Raw genomic sequence first — 17,406 nt, forward strand, 5'->3', positions numbered from 1 at the left:
GAATGTCGATCAGGGCGAGCAGCAGGCCGGCGACCCAGAAGATGTGCATGTGCGTGAAGAGAGCCAGCAGGCCCAGCACGGCGACGATCTCGAACTGCAGCTTGTGCGACCTGTGCGCCATGCGCTCTGGCAAGGTATGCAAGCGCAGGAACAACAACCCTACGGCCATCACGGCGATGACCAGAAACACGGCCATGACCACCATGAAAGTGTCGGTCTCGCCAGGGGCGGTGATGAAGGCCGGCAGATGATGAGGCGCGGCAGGATTAAGCGACGCAGTCATTGCGGCTCTCCCGATCCCGTTTGGATCAGAGCTTCCCGCCTCGATGCCCGAGAGCCGGGCCTCGCGAGACGGGGCCTTATGACGAACTCACGTCTCGAGGCACCGTTGGGCATGGAAAGCCTCCTCGCTGATGAGCGTCTCCGCTGACGCGGGTGACATCAGACGGCTGAAGCGGTGCCCCTGTTCTTGGTCTCGGTGCGACCGCCATCACGGAATGTCACCAAAGGCCCTTTTCAACAGTGCCGGTTTCTTTGGTGAGGTGTTGATGCAGCGTAAGAACAATCCGGCCCTGGGTAAATACGATAATAAGCGCAAGCTCTCATCGAAGCCTGCTCTTCATGGCTATCCATCACCCGCCGTAGCGGCCGGTGATGTTGCGGGCGAGCTGTTCGCCTTCGCTCAGGAAGCGAACGGAGGCCTCCTGGGCGGACGGAGTGCAGACCCGATAGGTAAGGGCATAGGCCTGATAGCCCTTGTTGTAGGCTCCGGCGAGACGCTCGCGCCGGCCGGGCGTCGTCCCTTCCGCCTCGAGCAGGACCTGCATGCGCCGGCTCCATTCGGTGCCGTCGGGCGCGCTGCAGAGGGGGCGCAGCATCGCGAGCGATCCCATGACTTCGGCGAGCCGCAGCAATTCCTTCTCGTAAGGCGCCGGCGGCGGCTCGACCGCCGGAGCGGGCTCTGCCTGCTGCTGCGGCTGTTGCTGAGCGGCCGGTCTCTGCGATTGCGGCTGCTGAGGGCGCCGCTGCTGCTGGGGCGATTGCTGCTGCGGTCGATATTGCGGCTGGGGGCGATACGGCTGCTGCGGGACAGGCTGGCCCGGCTGCGGCCGCGGAGGAACGCCGAAAAGCCGCTCGAAGAAGCCTTGAGCCGCTGCCGGCTGAGGCGCGGCCAGCCAAAGGGCTGGAAGGACGAGGAGCAGGCCTGTGCGCTTCATGGCGTTGAGTCCTCGCGGGCGAGCCTGAAGGCCTGCTCCAGAATCCCGGTGAGTCCTGCCGTCATCGGCAGAGCGGCGATGTCTCGTTCCGTGACCCAACGGATTTCCTTTGCTTCCGGACCTGTCTGGGGTTCGCCGGAAACCCAGCGGGCGGCATGGGCGGCGATGACGACGTGATGCTTTAGATGGCCTTTCTCGTCCCTTTCAATGAATTCGACGGGAGCGATCAGGCCGATGAGCCTGGCCTCAACCCCGACTTCCTCGCGAAGCTCCCGCAAGGCGGCCTCGCCCAGGGTCTCGCCGGTTTCGACCATGCCGCCGGGCAGCGAGAACAATCCCTCGCTCGGCGGCTTGCCGCGTGCGGCGAGCAGGATGCGCCCCTCCCGCAGCACGGCGACGGAGGCTGCGAGGATCGGACGGGATGGATAGAGGCGGTCGCTGGTCATCAGGAAGATTTCTGGGCAGGTGGTTCGTCCGCCGCCACATAGCGGGCCCGCGGCCGGATGAGGGCCGCCTGGCTGCGCTGCTCGATGGCATGGGCGAGCCATCCGGCCGTGCGTCCGATGGCAAAGACCGTAAACGCAGCCCCCACCGGCAGTCCATAGGCCCGCTCCATCATCACGAGAGCCACATCGACGCTGGGACTGTCGCCGGAGGCGTTTGCGATCGTCTTCAGGGTCGTGGCGTCAGACGCCAGGAGCGGCACATTCTCCAGAAGCGCCTGAGCCCGGGGGTCGCCGTCCGGATAGAGGCGGTGTCGGAAGCCAGGGTGTGGCGCCGTTCCGGGGTTGTCCAGAAAGGCTCTGACCCGCTCCGTCATCCCCCCATGGTAGGGGCCGCTCAGAGCCACGAGGCCCGCGATCGTCGCATACCGCAGGGAGGCCCCGGTCGAGGCCGTGACCCGCACCGCGAAGGACGATGAACTGAGTTCATGGTCGGCGCAGAGGACGAGGGCGCGCCGGATCGCATCCGTCGCCTGCAGGGGAGCCCTCCAGGCAGAAACCAGGTGCGTATGAAGCGGCTCGGTCCCCGGATCGGCGCCACTGGCGGCGGCAGCCATCAGGCGCAGGATTGCCGCCACCTCTGCCGCCCGGGTTTCCTTGAGAGGCGGCTCCGACAGGAGGCGGACCGCCTGCGCCACGAAGGCATGCGGACCGAAGGCCGGGCCGGGCAGGGGCCTTGGGATCCGGGACGGGCGGATGAAGGCTTCCTCATCCAGGACGCCGATCAGCAGGCGAGCGGCGTCCTCGAGGCTGGCGGTTCGGGCCAAGGCGACGGCATCCTGCCCGCGATAGAAGAGGCGCCCATCCTTGATCTGGGTGATGCTCGTTTCCAGCACCGGCAGCCCCCAGTCGAGAGCCGTCGCGGCCGCGACGGCGGGGCGGCGGTAGCGTGCCTTGCGCTCCACCAGCGTCTCCACGTCCTTCACGGCATAGAGCCGCTGACGCGGATCGTGCGGCGAGGAAAAGGAGCGGATCAGACCGCGGCTCACATAGGCATAGAGGCTGGCACGGCTGATGCCGAGGCGGGACGAGGCCTCGTCGGCCGATGCGAGATCGAGGGATGCGGTGCTCATATGTTGATATGTTGATTCAAGATTGACGGTCCGGCAAGTCCGGCCTGAAGCTCTCTCGCGATGAAGGAGAAAGCGCATGACCATTGGACTTGACGATGTGGTAGCGGCCGAGACAGCTCTCAGTCACGTGGACGGTGAGGCCGGGCGCCTGATCATCGGCGGGCACGATCTCGAGGAACTCGCCGGCCGCGTCGCCTTCGAGGATGTCGTGGCGATGCTCTGGAGCGGCCTTGCCCCGGAGGTTTCCGCCGATCCTCGCGCGCGTCTCGGCGAGGCCCGGGCGAGGGCTTACGGGCATCTTGCTCCGCTAGCGGAGCGATTGGCCGGTCTCACCCCCGTCGAGGGCATGCGGCTGCTCCTGGCGAGCCTGGCCGATGCGCAGGAGGACCATCCCGCTCTGGCCGTCGGGGCCGCCGGCGTTGCGGCCGCCATGGCGGTGCGGGGCGCGCAGGGCCTCGCGCCGGTCGAGCCCGATGCCTCCGCGGGTCACGCAGCCGATATTCTACGCATGATGCGCAACGGGCCCGCAGCCACGGACGAGGTGCGGGGGCTCGATACCTATCTCGTGACCGTCATCGACCATGGGCTCAATGCCTCGACGTTCACGGCGCGCGTGGTCGCCTCGACGCAGGCCGGCATCCTGTCCTCCGTCGTGGCCGGGCTCTGCGCCCTGAAGGGGCCGCTGCATGGCGGCGCGCCGGGCCCCGTGCTCGACATGCTGGATGCGATCGGCAGCCTCGAAAATGGGACGCTTGGCTCGATGCCGCGATGGCTCGGGGCGAGCGCCTCATGGGCTTCGGTCACCGCATCTACCGGGTGCGCGATCCGCGGGCGGATGTGCTCAAGGCCGCCATCGGAGGGTTGAAAGGAAAGGACAACCGCATCGCCTTTGCGGAGGCCGTCGAGGCCACCGCCCTGAAGGTGCTGGAGCGCCGCAAGCCGGGACGCCGGCTCGACACCAATGTGGAGTTTTATACCGCCGTTCTGCTCGACGCGCTGGGCATCCCCCGCGAGGGATTCACGCCGCTCTTCGCCGCCGGGCGCACGGCGGGCTGGGTGGCCCATGCCATCGAGCAGAGCCGCACCGGCCGCATCATCCGGCCCCAGTCGCGCTATGTCGGGGCCTGGCCCGCTCAGGCGGCCTGACGGTCTTTTACTCCGCCGGCTCCTCCGGCCGCCGCGCCAGACAGGGATCGAGGACGATGTAGTCGGGATTCGGCCGGCTGTAGCCGCCGGTGATCGTCACCACCTCGCCGACCTTCATGTCGTTGGTCTGGTAGGTGACGCAGAGCACCTTCGGGTCGGGCGCGGTGCCGCACAGGCCGAGATAGGCTAGCGTGCCGTCGAAATGGACGAGGGCGAGAGGGCCGGTCACGCTGAAATCGATCCGGGTCGCGCCGGTTTCGCGATCCTTGGTCAATTCCCGCACCTCATGGCATCGCGCCCTGTAGGAGGGCTGCATGTCCGGATCGGCGAACGGGTTTTTCTCGGGCGCCTCTTGGCTTTGAGCATTCAGCGCCGATCCAAGGACGAGAGCCGTTGCAAAGAGGGACATGAAGCGCCCTCCTCGGTGTGCGGCAAACCGCAGGAGCATGGATCACCCGTTCAGACGTGCTGGCCGCCGTTGATGTGGAGTTCCGCGCCGGTGACGTAGGAACTCGCATCCGTGCAGAGGAAATAGATGGCCTTGGCGACCTCGTCCGGGGTGCCGAGGCGGCGCATCGGCAATTGCTCGACGATCTTCTCCGTCCCTGGCGAGAGGATCGCCGTGTCGATCTCTCCCGGCGAGATGGCGTTCACGCGCACGCCCAGCGGCCCGAAATCGGCCGCCATCTCGCGAGTCAAGGAAGCCAGCGCCGCCTTGGAGGTGGCATAGGCCGCACCCGCGAAGGGGTGGACGCGCGAGCCCGCGATGGAGGTCACGTTGACCACCGAGCCCTTGGCCTTCGTGAGTTCGTCCTGCAGGCCCCGGGCCAGCATGATCGAGGCGAAGAAATTGACCTGGAAGACCCGCAGCCAGTCCTCGTAGCTGGTGTCGAGGGTTCCCAGCCGTGAGCCGCCCGGGCCTTTGGGAGAGATGCCCGCATTGTTCACGAGCGCATGCAGGCAGCTGCCCTCGACGGCAAGCCGCTCCTTGACCTCCGCGATGGCACGGCGGGTGTCCTGCGCATCCGCAAGATCGACCTGGAGGTGGTCTTCCGGTCCCATCTCCCACGGGCAGTTCTCGGGAAAGCCGTGCCGCGAGCAGGTGATGACCCGCCATCCGGCCGCCGAGAAACGCTTGACGGTGGCATGCCCGATCCCCCGGCTGGCGCCGGTGAGCAGCATGATGCGGCGGGAATTGCTGGGCGAAGAGGACATGGAGGTTCTCTGTAAGAGGGCGCAGACCCTTATCCCGGTTCGGGGTCAGGGTCTATGGCACGGATCGCGTATCAGGGATACAACCGCACCTTCCGCCAGCCGTCGCCCTCGCGGGTGAAGACGACCCGATCGTGGAGCCGGAACGGCTTGTCCTGCCAGAACTCGATGGACACCGGCGCGATGCGGAAACCCGTCCAGTAGGGCGGACGCGGCACCTCGCCGATGGCGTATTTGGCCGTGTTCACGGCCACGGCCTTCTCCAGGGCGAAGCGGCTCTCCAGCGGGCGCGATTGCTGGCTCGCCCAGGCGCCGATGCGGCTGTCGCGGGCGCGGCTCTGGAAATAGGCGTCGGCTTCCGCGTCGCTGACCACGGTCACCGGACCCCGGGCGCGGACCTGCCGGCGCAGGCTCTTCCAGTGCAGAACGATCGCGGCCTTCTTCTGCCCGAGCAGCTCGCGGCCCTTGTTGGATTCCGTGTTGGTGTAGAACACGAAGCCGTTCTCGTCGAAGCCCTTGAGCAACACCATGCGGACATTGGGCAGCCCGGTCTCGTCGACGGTCGCCAGCGCCATGGCGTTGGGATCGTTGGGCTCCGAGGCCTCGGCTTCCGTCATCCAGGCGTTGAAGAGCGCGAAGGGCTCTTGCGATTCAGTGAAGTCACCGGTTGTTAACGGGTTCAATGTCTTATCTCGTTCTGTGACTTTTGGTTCTGGGGGATCCAACGCGTGACGTGGATCAATGCGCGCCGTTATAGATCAGATGCTTGCCGGAGCGAAGCCATGAAGCTGTTGGCGGTCGGCCTGATCGCCCTGTCCACGAGCGCATGCAGCTTCTCCTTCGGCCTCTCCGCCTTGGACGATGAAGAACCCAAGTCGACCGGCGCCATTGCCGCCAAGGCGGTCACCCCCCTGTCCGCCGATCTCGACGGCGAGGACTGGCGCCGGGCCAAGGCGGCGCTCGCGGTGGCCCTCGATCCGCAGGGCCCCGGCACCCAGGTGTCGTGGGACAATCCCGCCACGACCATGAAGGGCACCTTCACGCCGGTGGGCGCGCCTTTCGTGAAGAACGACGAAATCTGCCGCAGCTTCTCGGCCCATCTGAGCGGCCCTTCCGCATCCTCCCTCCATGGAACGGCGTGCCGCCCTTCCGGCGGCGAATGGACGATCCAGGAGGTCAAACCCCTGAAGGCCCAGGCCAAAGTTTAGGTCCTGCAAGGTCTAGCTTTAGTCGGGTGTGGCGTTGCAAACGGGCAACACTTCGCCCATATGACCGTCAAACCCGTTGAGCTCTCAAGCTCCCAATCCGACGGTTCATGGATTCCACAATGCGAAACCCCTACGACGTTCTAGGCGTATCCCGCTCCGCGAGCGAAGCGGAGATCAAGAAGGCGTTCCGCAAACTCGCCAAGACCTATCACCCGGACAGCAACAAGGACGATCCCAAGGCGAAGGACAAATTCGCCGAGGCGAACTCCGCCTATGAGATCCTCGGTGATGCGGGAAAACGTGCCCAGTTCGACCGGGGCGAGATCGATGCGGAAGGCAAGCCGCGCTTCCAGGGCTTCGAAGGGTTCGGCGGCGGGCGGGGCGGTGCGCGGTCCGAGGACTTTTCCGGCTTCAGCGGCTTCGGCGGCGGCTCCCGGCGTTCGAGCCGGAGCGGCTTCGGGGCCGATCTCGGGGACGATGTGTTCTCCCAGTTCTTCGCCGACGCCTTCCGCCAGGGTGGCGAGAGCCCACGCCAGAGCCGCGGTCGCTCCCAGAAGGGCGAGGACGTGTCCGCGACCCTGACCGTGACCCTGGAAGAGGTGGCGCAGGAGGCCAAGAAGCGCATCAGGCTCTCCACCGGCCGTGACGTGGACGTGGTGATCCCCAAGGGCGTGAGCGACGGCCAGGTGATCCGCCTGCGGGGCCTGGGCCAGGGGGCTCCCGGCATCGATCCCGGCGACGCGCTGCTCACCATCGCTTTCGCGCGCCATGAGCGCTTCACGCCGGAAGGGTCCGATCTGCGCCTGCGGCTGCCGGTCGAGATCGAGGAGGCGATCCTCGGCGGCTCGATCCGCGTCCCGACCCTGACCGGCACGGTGGAGATGGCGATCCCGCCCATGACCAATTCCGGCCGCACCTTCCGCCTGCGCGGCAAGGGCCTGCCCACCAAGACCGGGCACGGCGATCTCTTCGTGACCACGGAGATCAGGCTGCCCGAGGTCGTGGACGAGGAGCTGATCGACTATGCCCGCAAGCGCCGCTCGGCCAAGGCGAAGTAGGATAGATGCTGTCGTCCGCACGTCATCACCGACCATGACGTGCAGAGGAAAGCGATCGGGCAGGCGAGGTTGCTTCAAGACCCGCCATTGTCATGGCCGGTGATGAGGTGGTGGGGGTGTCGCTCCAGGCGGCCGGATCGTCTCAAGCCTTATAAGAGGGCTTCCCCGGGGTCGCTCGGTCGGCTAAAGAGGCCATTCTTTATTGATCTGTCCAGCGACGATCTAGGTGAATCATGGCGGAGACGAAGGCCACCGGCATTCTGGCCGGTAAGCGTGGCTTGGTGATGGGCGTGGCGAACAACCGTTCGATCGCCTGGGGCATTGCGCAGGCTGCCCGCCAGCACGGAGCGGAACTCGCCTTCACCTATCAGGGCGATGCCCTGAAGAAGCGCGTCGAGCCCCTGGCGAAGGAACTCGACGCCCATGTGGTCGGCCATTGCGACGTGACGGACGGCGCCACCATCGATGCGGTGTTCGAGGAAGTGAAGCGCCTCTGGGGCTCCATCGACTTCGTGATCCACTGCATCGCCTTCTCGGACAAGGACGAGCTCACCGGCCGCTACGTCGAGACCTCCGAGGGCAACTTCACCAAGTCGCTCCTGATCTCGTGCTATTCCTTCACGGCCATCGCTCAGCGGGCCGAGAAGCTGATGAACGACGGCGGCTCGCTGCTGACGCTGACCTATTACGGCGCCGAGAAGTGGATGCCGCACTACAACGTCATGGGCGTGGCCAAGGCGGCGCTCGAGGCTTCGGTGCGCTATCTGGCGGCCGATCTCGGCCCCAAGAACATCCGCGTCAACGCCATCTCGGCCGGCCCGATCAAGACGCTCGCCGCCTCCGGCATCGGCGATTTCCGCTACATCCTGAAGTGGAACGAGTACAACTCGCCGCTCCGCCGCACGGTCACCATCGAGGAGGTCGGCGAGACGGCCGCCTATCTCGTCTCCAACATGTCCCGCGGCATGACCGGCGAGATCCTCCATGTGGATGCCGGCTATCACGTGGTCGGCATGAAGAACCCGGAAGCGCCGGATCTGTCCCTCGACAAAGAGTAACCCAGCGTATCGCGTCATCCAGCGTATCGGACTTAAAAGCCGTGACCCCGTCCCGCCCCAAGATCTACTTCATTCGCCATGGCGAGACGGACTGGAATCTAGAGGGACGACTCCAGGGCCAGAAGGACATCCCGCTCAACGATGTCGGCCGCGTCCAGGCCGAAGAGGCGGCGCGCAAGCTCGAGGCCCTGGTGCCTCACTTTGAGGACCTCGCCTATGTGGCGAGCCCCATGACCCGCACCCGCGAGACCATGGAGATCCTGCGCACGACGCTCGGCCTGCACCCGGAAGTCTACCGGCTCGACGATCGCCTGGTCGAACTGACCTTCGGCACCTGGGAGGGCATGACCTGGAAGGAAGTGCGCAAGGCCGAGCCGGCGCTGGCGGCCCTGCGCGAGCAGGACAAGTGGCATTACGCTCCGCCCGGCGGCGGCGAGAGCTACGCCATGCTGGTCGACCGCATCCGCCCGATCCTGGACGATCTCACCCGCGACACGGTGATCGTCGCCCATGGCGGCGTCGCCCGGGCCTTCCTGTCGATCTGCTGCGGCGTCTCCTCCCGTCAGGCTGCCAGCATGGACATCTGGCAGGGCCGGATCCTCGTGATCGAGGGACGCAGCTATCGTTGGGTGTGACCGGACTGGCGTCGAGACAACTTATCGCCGCGTTCCCGCGTTGACGGGATATGCAATACATCTGCGATGCTCCGGGGGTGAAGACGTGGTTTCGGATCGAGACCGAAGGCGAGGCCGTGCTCGAATCGGACGCGATGGGTCACGCGGTCGAGAAGCACTTCCGCCATGCCTGGGAGGCTGCGGCCAACAGCTATCAGGCGACCTCCAGTCCCTTCATCGAGCGCAATATCGGTCTCAAGGCTCACGTGCAGCGCATGATGCCGCTGTTCCTGACCTTGCGCGACGATGAGGGAAAAACGCTCGTCACGGCGATGCTGCCGCCGGGCGGAGAGGACGATCCGCATTTCAGGATCATCGTCGTCGGACCCGAGAACCGCGATCCTTATCCGGAGCACGGGGATGCCATCGGCGCGCTGGGCGGACATTTCGGCCTCGTCCTCAACCGCGACCGTTGCTATCCGTATCGGTAAAGGTCGACGCCGATGGCCTAAACCCGTGACGGTCCACGTCCAGGACTTCGGCTTGAAACTCACTCTCCACGAAAGGCTGGCGCAATGCCTGTCGTCCGCCAGGCTCAAGGGCTGATCACGCAGCTTGCTCCGTCCAGGAACTGAGCAGTATCATTCCGGTTATACCTGAGCGCGCAAGCCGCATGGGCCTGCCGTGGATCTAGACCGTCATGGCCACACTCGCCGACGCCCATACCGATGATGCGAGAGCCGGCAGCGCCTCGCGGACGGTGGTCCTCGGCGCTCTGGGGGTCGTGTTCGGCGATATCGGCACCAGCCCGCTTTACGCGTTGAGGGAAGCGGCGACCGCAGCCAACCACGGGGTCCTGTCGCAGGCGACGGTCATGGGGGTGTTGTCCCTCATCCTGTGGTCGCTGATCGTCGTCATCTCGATCAAGTACTGCCTGTTCATCCTGCGGGCCGACAACCGCGGCGAAGGCGGGATCATCGCGCTGCTCGCGCTCCTGGGCGTCCGGCGCATTCAGCCCGGCTCCTGGCGCATGTACCTGTCCGTGCTCGGTCTCATCGGCACGGCGCTGCTCTATGCCGACGGCACGATCACGCCCGCCATCTCCGTCCTGAGCGCCATCGAGGGCCTCTCCGTCGACTCGGACCGGTTCCAGCCTTACGTGCTCCCGATCACGATGGCCATCCTGGTGACGCTGTTCGCCGTCCAGCGCATGGGCACCGGCCGGATCGGGCGCATCTTCGGCCCGTTCATGCTAATCTGGTTCTCGGTGCTGGGACTGCTCGGGCTCGGCGGGATCGTGGCCGCTCCCGGGGTGGTCGCCGCGATCAACCCGGTCCATGCGCTGGCCTTTCTGATCGACACGGACATCTCGGTCACGCTCGCTGTTCTCGCTGCGGTGTTCCTCACCGTGACGGGCGGAGAAGCTCTCTATGCCGATCTCGGCCATTTCGGTCCGGTCCCGATCCGCAACGCGTGGTTCTTCATCGTTCTGCCGGCCCTCATGCTCAACTATTTCGGCCAGGGGGCGCTCCTGCTGACGAACCCGGGTGCGGTCGAGAGCCCGTTCTATCACCTTGCTCCCGACTGGGCGCATTATCCGCTCGTGGTCCTCGCCACCTTCGCGACCGTCATCGCCTCGCAGGCCGTCATCACGGGCGCCTTCTCGCTGACGCAGCAGGCGATCCAGCTCGGGTTCCTGCCCAGGATGCGGGTCATCCATACCTCGACCCATGAACGGGGCCATGTCTATGTGCCCTTCGTGAACTAGGCCCTTGCCCTGCTGACCTTCGCGGCCGTCCTCGGTTTCGGTTCGTCCAGCAACCTAGCTGGCGCCTACGGCCTGGCCGTGTCGCTCGACATGGTGATCACGACGATCCTGGCGACCTTCGTCGCCCTGCATTGGGGCCATCGGCCCATTCTCGTCTATCTGCTGAATGGGTGCCTGCTGCTGGTCGATCTGGTCTTCTTGGCGGCCAACACGACGAAGCTCCTGGAGGGCGGCTGGTTCCCGCTTCTGATTGCGCTGAGCGCGGCCTTCATGATGCTGACATGGCGCAAGGGGCAGCAGCTCGTCCAGCGGGCGCGGACGCATTTGCGCATGTCCACGAAGGATTTCCTGCACTTGCTGGAGCAGCAGCCGCCGATCCGCATCCCGGGCACGGCGGTGATCATGTCCGCATCGCCGACGGGCATTCCCGGAACCCTTCTGCATCACCTCAAGCACAACCGGGTGCTGCACGAGACCGTGTTCCTGGTGTCGGTCGTGGTCACCGACGAGCCGACGGTCAAAGAGGACGCGTGCGTTCATCTCGTGCCGATCGGCGAGGGCGTTCAGCGCCTTGTCCTGCGTCTCGGCTTTACCGAAAAGCCTGATGTGCCCTCGGTGCTGCGTCTCGCGGCCGCTCACCTTCGCCTGCCCGATTTCGATCCCGACGCCATCACCTATTATGTCGGCCGCCAGACGGTCGTGGCCTCCAAGGCGCTTCCCGGCATGGCCTTCTGGCGCGAGGTGATCTTCGCCATGCTGAACCGCAACGCCGAGCTGACCGCGGACTATTTCTGCATCCCGGCCGCCCAGGTCGTCGAGATCGGCAGTTCCATCGAGATCTGATCCGACACGCGTCGCATTCCCGGCGGCCGCGGGCCGGGAAGGGGGCCATTCGCACTCTCGGCGCGGCTGGTGGGTTCCCGTCCTCTCCGCTGCCCCTCCGGACGGGCCCCGCTCCTTGGTCGCGCTCTCCCTGTCCCGCGCCCGCCTTTGTCACACTCTCCTTTGTCCTGCTCCCCGTCATGGCCGTCCCCGGGCTCGATCCCAGCCATCCCGCTTCCAGCCCCATCGCCCTCATCCTGAGGAGCAGCCGTGAGGCTGCGTCTCGAAGGAGGAGTCCAGTGCTCTCCGGACCTTCCTTCGAGATGCCGCTTGCAGCGGCTCCTCAGGACGAGGCCAAGCGAGACGATCGGGATCACGGCCTCCTAGACACGCTCCCTAGTCATGGCCGGGCTTGTCCCGGCCATCCCGATCCGGTGAGGCACGGCGGTTCAATCCATCGGGGTCACCGGGACGAGCCCGGTGATGACGGAGAGGGTGGAGTCAGACGGTGCGAGGGGCGAAACGACCGGTTGTTGAGTCACGGCCAAGAATGTGATCTTAATAGATACTATGTTTCATATTCGGGGGCGTCATGTATCGCATCATCGTCGCCGCAGCGGGGCTGGCCCTGCTCACAGGGGCCGCATCCGCCGAGACCATCGAGCGGACCGTCAAGGCCAACACGATTTCGGCGCTCGGTGGGTTCCTGGGGTACGAGGTGAACACCTGCTATCCCTCGGTCATTCCCGATGTGAAAGTTCGTCAGGCGCCTGCCAATGGAACCATCCAGATCCGCCCCTATGAGCAGGCCCTGGGAAAGGATTCCACTGCCCGGGCACGAAGGTCCGCGGTCTCGCCTTCGTCTATGCGCCGAACAAGGGTTTCAAGGGGGGATGAGGTGGTCCTCGACATCCCCTGGAGCTCGAACGATCTTGGCCTGCCGAACCTGATGACCAAAACCTATAGGATCCGTGTCGAGTGAGGCGCGAGCGCGCGCGGCGGACAGCGGGGCGACGAACCAGGATCGGGAGCCGGCAGGGAGGTGGATGGCATCGCGCGTGACACCCGGCCGCTTTGGTTCTAAGACGCCGTGAACATCGAAGAAGCGCCATGTCCCACAACACCTTCGGCCACCTGTTCCGCGTCACCACTTTCGGCGAAAGCCACGGACCCGCCCTGGGCTGCGTGGTCGATGGGTGCCCGCCCATGATCCCGCTCGAGGCGTCCGAGATCCAGGCGGAGCTCGACCGCCGCCGTCCGGGCCAGTCGCGCTTCACCACCCAGCGCCAGGAGCCGGATCAGGTCAAGATCCTCTCCGGCGTGTTTACGGACGAGCGCACGGGACGGCAGGTGACGACCGGCACGCCGATCGCGCTGATGATCGAGAACGTGGACCAGCGCTCCAAGGATTATTCGGAGATCAAGGAATCCTACCGACCGGGGCACGCGGATTTCACCTACGACGTGAAATACGGCATCCGCGACTATCGTGGCGGCGGCCGCTCCTCGGCCCGCGAGACGGCGGCCCGCGTGGCGGCCGGGGCCATTGCCCGCAAGGTGCTCCCCGGAATCACCATCCGCGGCGCCCTCGTGCAGATGGGGCCGCACGCCATCGACCGCGGCAACTGGGATTGGGACGAGGTGGCGCGCAACCCGTTCTTCTGCCCGGATGCGAAGGCGGCCCAGTTCTACGAGGACTATCTCGACGGACTGCGCAAGGACGGCTCCTCCATCGGGGCGGTCCTGGAGATCGTGGCGGAGGGCGTGCCCGCCGGCCTCGGCGCTCCGATCTACGGCAAGCTCGATTCCGACCTCGCCTCGGCGCTAATGTCGATCAATGCGGTCAAGGGGGTCGAGATCGGCGATGGCTTCGCGGCAGCGGCCCTCCGCGGCGAGGAGAATGCGGACGAGATGCGCCCCGGCAACCAGGGCGCACCCACGTTCCTGTCGAACCATGCCGGCGGCGTGCTCGGCGGCATCTCCACGGGCCAGCCCGTCGTGTGCCGTTTTGCCGTGAAGCCGACCTCCTCGATCCTCACCCCCAGGGCCAGCGTCACCCGCTCCGGCGCCGAGGCGGAGGTTCGGACCAAGGGGCGCCACGACCCCTGCGTGGGCATCCGGGCGGTTCCAGTCGGCGAGGCCATGGTGGCCTGCGTTCTGGCGGATCACCTCCTGCGCCATCGCGGCCAGGTCGGTCAGGGAGCCTCTTGGCCGTTCGAGGCTTGAGATCATCCAGGCGTTACCAGCCTCGTCTGCAGGTTGAGGGAATAGGAAAGAGCGTGGACACAACCTGAACGTCATGGCCGGCCTTGTGCCGGCCATCTCGATCGGAAGAGCGCGGTGCTTCAAGCGATCGGGTTCACCGGCACAAGGCCGGTGAGGACGACGGAGTTGGATCTGATGCCCTCAGCCCTGCAGCGATTTTGCAAAACCCGGATTGCGGATTTTAGTTTTACTAAAATCTCTTCATCGGCTAAGCCTCCCGTATGAGACTGGCTGATTGGTTATCCCGCAACGGTGTGTCGCGCGTCGCGTTCGCGCGGCGGATCGGCGTCACCCCTGGCGCCGTCACCCAGCTGTGCAATTACGACCAGGCCTGGCTCTCCCGTGATACCGCCGAATTGATTGCCCGTGAAACCCGAGGGGCTGTCACGCCCAACGATTTTCTGCCCGAATCCGCCAAGGAGGCCTTGATGCCCCATTCCGTCACCGAAGCCGTCGAGGCTTTCGCCCGTGGTGAAATCGTCATCGTCACCGATGATGACGATCGCGAGAACGAGGGCGATCTCATCGTCGCCGCCTCCCTCTGCACGCCCGAGAAGATGGCCTTCATCATCCGCAACACCTGCGGCATCGTCTGCGCGCCGCTCACCGTCGCCGAGGCCCGCCGCCTGCGGCTCGACCCTATGGTGCAGGCAAACGACGCGCCGCTCGGCACGGCGTTCACGGTCACGGTGGACGCGAGGCACGGGCTGACCACGGGCATCTCCGCCGAGCAGCGCTCGAACACCGTGCGGGCGCTCGCCAACAACAATATGGGCGCGGCCGATTTCGTGCGCCCCGGCCATGTCTTCCCGCTCATCGCCAAGGACGGCGGCGTGCTCATGCGCTCCGGCCACACGGAGGCGGCGGTCGACTTGTGCAAGCTCGCGAACCTGCCGCCGGTCGGCGTGATCTGCGAACTCGCCAATGACGACGGCACGGTGATGAAGGGCCGGCAGATCGATGCCTTCGCGGAGACGCACAATCTCAAACGCATCTCGGTCGCCGATCTGATCGCCTACCGTCAGGCGCGGGAAAAGCTCGTCGAGCGGATCGGCACGTTCCCGGTGGAGACCCAGTGGGGTCCGTTCACGGGCTATGCCTACTCGACGCCCTTCGACAGCGTGCAGCATATCGCGCTCGTCCATGGCCGCATCGGCGACGGTTCGAACATTCCGGTGCGCCTGCACCGCGCCAATGCGCTCACCGACGTGTTCGAGGGCGGCAAGACGGTGAACGCGGCTCTCCAGCTCTTCGTCAAGGAGGGCAGGGGCGTTCTCGTCTATCTGCGCGACGGCACCGCCGGCGTGCCGACCACGTCCTTCTCGGACAGCGAGGACACGGGATCGGAAGCGATGCGCTCCAGCCAGTGGCGCGAGATCGGCCTCGGCGCGCAGATCCTGCGGGATCTCGGCGTCGCGTCGATCCGCAACCTCGCGACGTCGAGCCGTTCCTATGTGGGCCTGAGCGGCTTCGGCATCGAGCTGCTGGGGGACGAACCGATCGAGTGTTGAGGCGCGCCTGTCCAGGCCGCGTGAAAACTCCTCGCGTCATCACCGGCCTTGTGCAGGTGATCCCGTTTTAAAAGGCGCAGCGCTCCTCGCATCGGGATGGCCGGCACAAGGCCGGCTATGACGCGGGACGGTATAATATGCGAGAATGTGCTTTAAGCCCCGTCTCACGACCCATCAGCGCGTCGAGATGGAAGGCGGTCGATCTCGCTAGGCCTTCGAGGTCGTAGCCGCCTTCGAGAACGGAGACGATCCGCCGGCCGCAATGACGCTCGGCGAGATCCATCAGCTTCTGCGTCGCCCAGGCGAAATCGGATTCCGTGAGGTTCAGGCTGGCGAGCGGATCGCGCCAATGGGCGTCGAAGCCCGCCGAGATGACGATCAGATCCGGCGCGAAGGCATCGATGCGCGGCAGGATCACGTTGTCCACAGCGTCCCGGAACGCCTCGCTGCCGTCGCCCGCGTTCAAGGGCGCGTTGACGATGGTGCCGTGCTCGCCGGTCTCGGAGAGGGCGCCGGTCCCCGGATACAAGGGAGCTTCGTGGGTCGAGCAATAGAGCACGCTCTGATCCGACCAGAAGATGTCCTGCGTGCCGTTGCCGTGGTGGACGTCCCAGTCGAAGATCGCGACCCGCTCGGCGCCGTGACGCTTCTGGGCATGACGCGCGGCGATGGCTGCGTTGTTGAAGAAGCAGAATCCCATGGCCCGGATGCGTTCGGCGTGGTGCCCCGGAGGGCGCATGGCCACGAAGGCGTTGGCCGCCCGGCCGGACATGACCTCGTCCACCGCCAGCACCGCGCCGCCGGCGCCGCGCAGGGCCGCCTCGTAGGTGCCCGGCGACATCACCGTATCGTCGTCAATCCTGACTAACCCTTCTCGGGGGCTGATGTCCCGGAGACGGACGATGTAGTCTTCCGGATGGGCGAAGGCTAGGCTCTCCATCTCGGCCATCGGCGCCTGCTCGCGGATGAGCGAAGTGAACCGCTCCTTCTCCAGGGCGCGCTCGATGGCGCGGATGCGGTCGGGCCGTTCGGGATGACCAATCGGCGTCTGGTGGTCGAGGCTGGCCGGATGGGCGATGTAGAGCGTGGACATGTGCGTTCTTGAATGAGGATTGCCGCGAGTGTCGCAGCGTCACGAGCGGCTGTCTATGTTGTTGCGATGCAACACTTTCCAATGCGGAGCCGTGCCATGGTGTGTTTCGATTCGACTTAACGACGTCACGGCCTGAAACGAAATTTTGTCGCGACCCACGCTGAGTTTGCAGAGCTTTACACGATGCGCCTTTCCCGTCTGCCCCTTCTTTTGGCAATGATCATGGCTCTGGCCGGATGCAACTTCAAAGGCGTCCCGGATCCCCAGGTCTCGGCCCGTGATACCGAGTGGATGGCGCAAGTCCCGAAGGCCGAGGACGATCCACGCTTCGGCCGCTACCTGATCGATGATCCCACCGGTGAGGCGCCGGGCACCATCGTGGTCGATACCAAGGAGCGCCAGCTCTACTACGTTCAGGCCAACAAGAAGGCGATCCGCTACGGCGTCGCCGTCGGCGACGAGGCCTATGGCTGGACCGGCACGGCCACCATCGCCCGCAAGGCGGAATGGCCGGATTGGAATCCTCCGGCCGAGATGAAGGCCCGCTGGCCGCATGTCCAATACACGAAGGGCGGCCCTGACAACCCGCTCGGCGCGCGCGCGCTCTACCTCTACGAGGGCAACAAGGACACGCTCTATCGCATCCACGGCACGAACGAGCCGGAGAAGATCGGCCATGCGGTGTCCTCGGGCTGCATCCGGATGCGCAACATCGACGTCGTCGACCTCTATAACCGCGTGTCCCTGAACACGAAGGTCATCGTCCGCTAGAGCATCGAGCCCACACGCGAGACGCGCTTTTGATCCGCACCCGATGCACCCCATTCAGGCGGCGCATCGGTCGGCGGGGAAATCGAG

Annotated in this window: 16 protein-coding genes and 3 pseudogenes; 11 read left to right on the plus strand and 8 right to left on the minus strand. The window is 65.7% G+C overall.

Annotated features, from left to right (window positions below):
* The 4 genes and pseudogenes from FS320_RS14725 to FS320_RS14740 form a co-directional block, all read right to left on the minus strand.
* A pseudogene (locus tag FS320_RS14725) lies at positions 1 to 283 on the minus strand (hypothetical protein); the annotation flags it as partial.
* Positions 284 to 632: 349 nt separating this feature from the next.
* A complete protein-coding gene (locus FS320_RS14730; protein ID WP_152712619.1) occupies positions 633 to 1,217 on the minus strand; it encodes a TIGR02301 family protein in 585 nt (194 codons plus the stop codon).
* Positions 1,214 to 1,663 carry an NUDIX hydrolase gene (locus tag FS320_RS14735; RefSeq protein ID WP_152712620.1) on the minus strand — a complete coding sequence of 150 codons (450 nt, stop codon included), beginning with the start codon at positions 1,661 to 1,663 and terminating at the stop codon, positions 1,214 to 1,216. Before FS320_RS14735 ends, FS320_RS14730 begins: the two co-directional genes overlap by 4 nt.
* The gene (locus tag FS320_RS14740; protein ID WP_152712621.1) at positions 1,663 to 2,793 is read right to left on the minus strand and encodes a citrate synthase family protein; all 1,131 of its coding nucleotides are present in this window, start codon (positions 2,791 to 2,793) and stop codon (positions 1,663 to 1,665) included. The genes FS320_RS14735 and FS320_RS14740 overlap by 1 nt, the downstream gene beginning before the upstream one ends.
* A 76-nt stretch (positions 2,794 to 2,869) precedes the next feature.
* Here FS320_RS14740 and FS320_RS14745 point away from each other — a divergent pair.
* A pseudogene (locus FS320_RS14745) lies at positions 2,870 to 3,939 on the plus strand (citrate synthase/methylcitrate synthase).
* 7 nt (positions 3,940 to 3,946) lie between these two features.
* On the opposite strand, the gene FS320_RS14750 reads toward FS320_RS14745, so the two are convergent.
* The 3 genes from FS320_RS14750 to pdxH form a co-directional block, all read right to left on the minus strand.
* Positions 3,947 to 4,348: a hypothetical protein gene (locus FS320_RS14750; RefSeq protein ID WP_152712622.1), complete on the minus strand. Its 402-nt coding sequence runs from the start codon at positions 4,346 to 4,348 to the stop codon at positions 3,947 to 3,949.
* A 50-nt stretch (positions 4,349 to 4,398) separates the two neighbouring features.
* On the minus strand, positions 4,399 to 5,121 hold the full coding sequence (locus tag FS320_RS14755; RefSeq protein ID WP_152712646.1) for an SDR family NAD(P)-dependent oxidoreductase: 723 nt from the start codon (positions 5,119 to 5,121) through the stop codon (positions 4,399 to 4,401).
* Between the two features lie 104 nt (positions 5,122 to 5,225).
* Positions 5,226 to 5,834 (minus strand): pyridoxamine 5'-phosphate oxidase, encoded by a 609-nt coding sequence (gene pdxH, locus FS320_RS14760; RefSeq protein ID WP_244627148.1) that lies wholly within the window; start codon positions 5,832 to 5,834, stop codon positions 5,226 to 5,228.
* Positions 5,835 to 5,933: 99 nt separating this feature from the next.
* On the opposite strand from pdxH, the gene FS320_RS14765 reads away from it, so the two are divergent.
* The 9 genes and pseudogenes from FS320_RS14765 (at position 5,934) to ribB (ending at position 15,455) form a co-directional block, all read left to right on the plus strand.
* Positions 5,934 to 6,359, plus strand: coding sequence for an RT0821/Lpp0805 family surface protein (locus FS320_RS14765; RefSeq protein ID WP_152712624.1), 426 nt, complete (start codon positions 5,934 to 5,936; stop codon positions 6,357 to 6,359).
* 119 nt (positions 6,360 to 6,478) lie between these two features.
* Positions 6,479 to 7,417 carry a DnaJ C-terminal domain-containing protein gene (locus tag FS320_RS14770; RefSeq protein WP_152712625.1) on the plus strand — a complete coding sequence of 313 codons (939 nt, stop codon included), beginning with the start codon at positions 6,479 to 6,481 and terminating at the stop codon, positions 7,415 to 7,417.
* Positions 7,418 to 7,650: 233 nt separating this feature from the next.
* Positions 7,651 to 8,475: an enoyl-ACP reductase FabI gene (gene fabI / locus FS320_RS14775; RefSeq protein ID WP_152712626.1), complete on the plus strand. Its 825-nt coding sequence runs from the start codon at positions 7,651 to 7,653 to the stop codon at positions 8,473 to 8,475.
* Positions 8,476 to 8,516: 41 nt separating this feature from the next.
* Positions 8,517 to 9,110 (plus strand): histidine phosphatase family protein, encoded by a 594-nt coding sequence (locus FS320_RS14780; RefSeq protein ID WP_162003006.1) that lies wholly within the window; start codon positions 8,517 to 8,519, stop codon positions 9,108 to 9,110.
* A 77-nt stretch (positions 9,111 to 9,187) separates the two neighbouring features.
* Complete coding sequence (locus tag FS320_RS14785) at positions 9,188 to 9,580, plus strand: hypothetical protein (protein ID WP_338105357.1); 393 nt, start codon at positions 9,188 to 9,190, stop codon at positions 9,578 to 9,580.
* Between the two features lie 209 nt (positions 9,581 to 9,789).
* Positions 9,790 to 11,700, plus strand: a pseudogene (locus tag FS320_RS14790) (potassium transporter Kup).
* A gap of 571 nt (positions 11,701 to 12,271) precedes the next feature.
* Positions 12,272 to 12,661: a hypothetical protein gene (locus tag FS320_RS14795; RefSeq protein WP_152712628.1), complete on the plus strand. Its 390-nt coding sequence runs from the start codon at positions 12,272 to 12,274 to the stop codon at positions 12,659 to 12,661.
* A 128-nt stretch (positions 12,662 to 12,789) separates the two neighbouring features.
* Positions 12,790 to 13,905 carry a chorismate synthase gene (gene aroC / locus FS320_RS14800; protein ID WP_152712629.1) on the plus strand — a complete coding sequence of 372 codons (1,116 nt, stop codon included), beginning with the start codon at positions 12,790 to 12,792 and terminating at the stop codon, positions 13,903 to 13,905.
* Positions 13,906 to 14,165: 260 nt separating this feature from the next.
* Positions 14,166 to 15,455 carry a 3,4-dihydroxy-2-butanone-4-phosphate synthase gene (ribB, locus tag FS320_RS14805; RefSeq protein WP_152712630.1) on the plus strand — a complete coding sequence of 430 codons (1,290 nt, stop codon included), beginning with the start codon at positions 14,166 to 14,168 and terminating at the stop codon, positions 15,453 to 15,455.
* A gap of 115 nt (positions 15,456 to 15,570) precedes the next feature.
* On the opposite strand, the gene FS320_RS14810 is transcribed toward ribB, so the two are convergent.
* Positions 15,571 to 16,548 carry a histone deacetylase family protein gene (locus FS320_RS14810; RefSeq protein WP_152712631.1) on the minus strand — a complete coding sequence of 326 codons (978 nt, stop codon included), beginning with the start codon at positions 16,546 to 16,548 and terminating at the stop codon, positions 15,571 to 15,573.
* Between the two features lie 183 nt (positions 16,549 to 16,731).
* On the opposite strand from FS320_RS14810, the gene FS320_RS14815 reads away from it, so the two are divergent.
* Positions 16,732 to 17,319: a L,D-transpeptidase gene (locus tag FS320_RS14815; RefSeq protein ID WP_152712632.1), complete on the plus strand. Its 588-nt coding sequence runs from the start codon at positions 16,732 to 16,734 to the stop codon at positions 17,317 to 17,319.
* Positions 17,320 to 17,406: the final 87 nt, after the last annotated feature.

This window comes from Microvirga tunisiensis, from assembly GCF_009296175.1.
Lineage (GTDB): Bacteria > Pseudomonadota > Alphaproteobacteria > Rhizobiales > Beijerinckiaceae > Microvirga > Microvirga tunisiensis.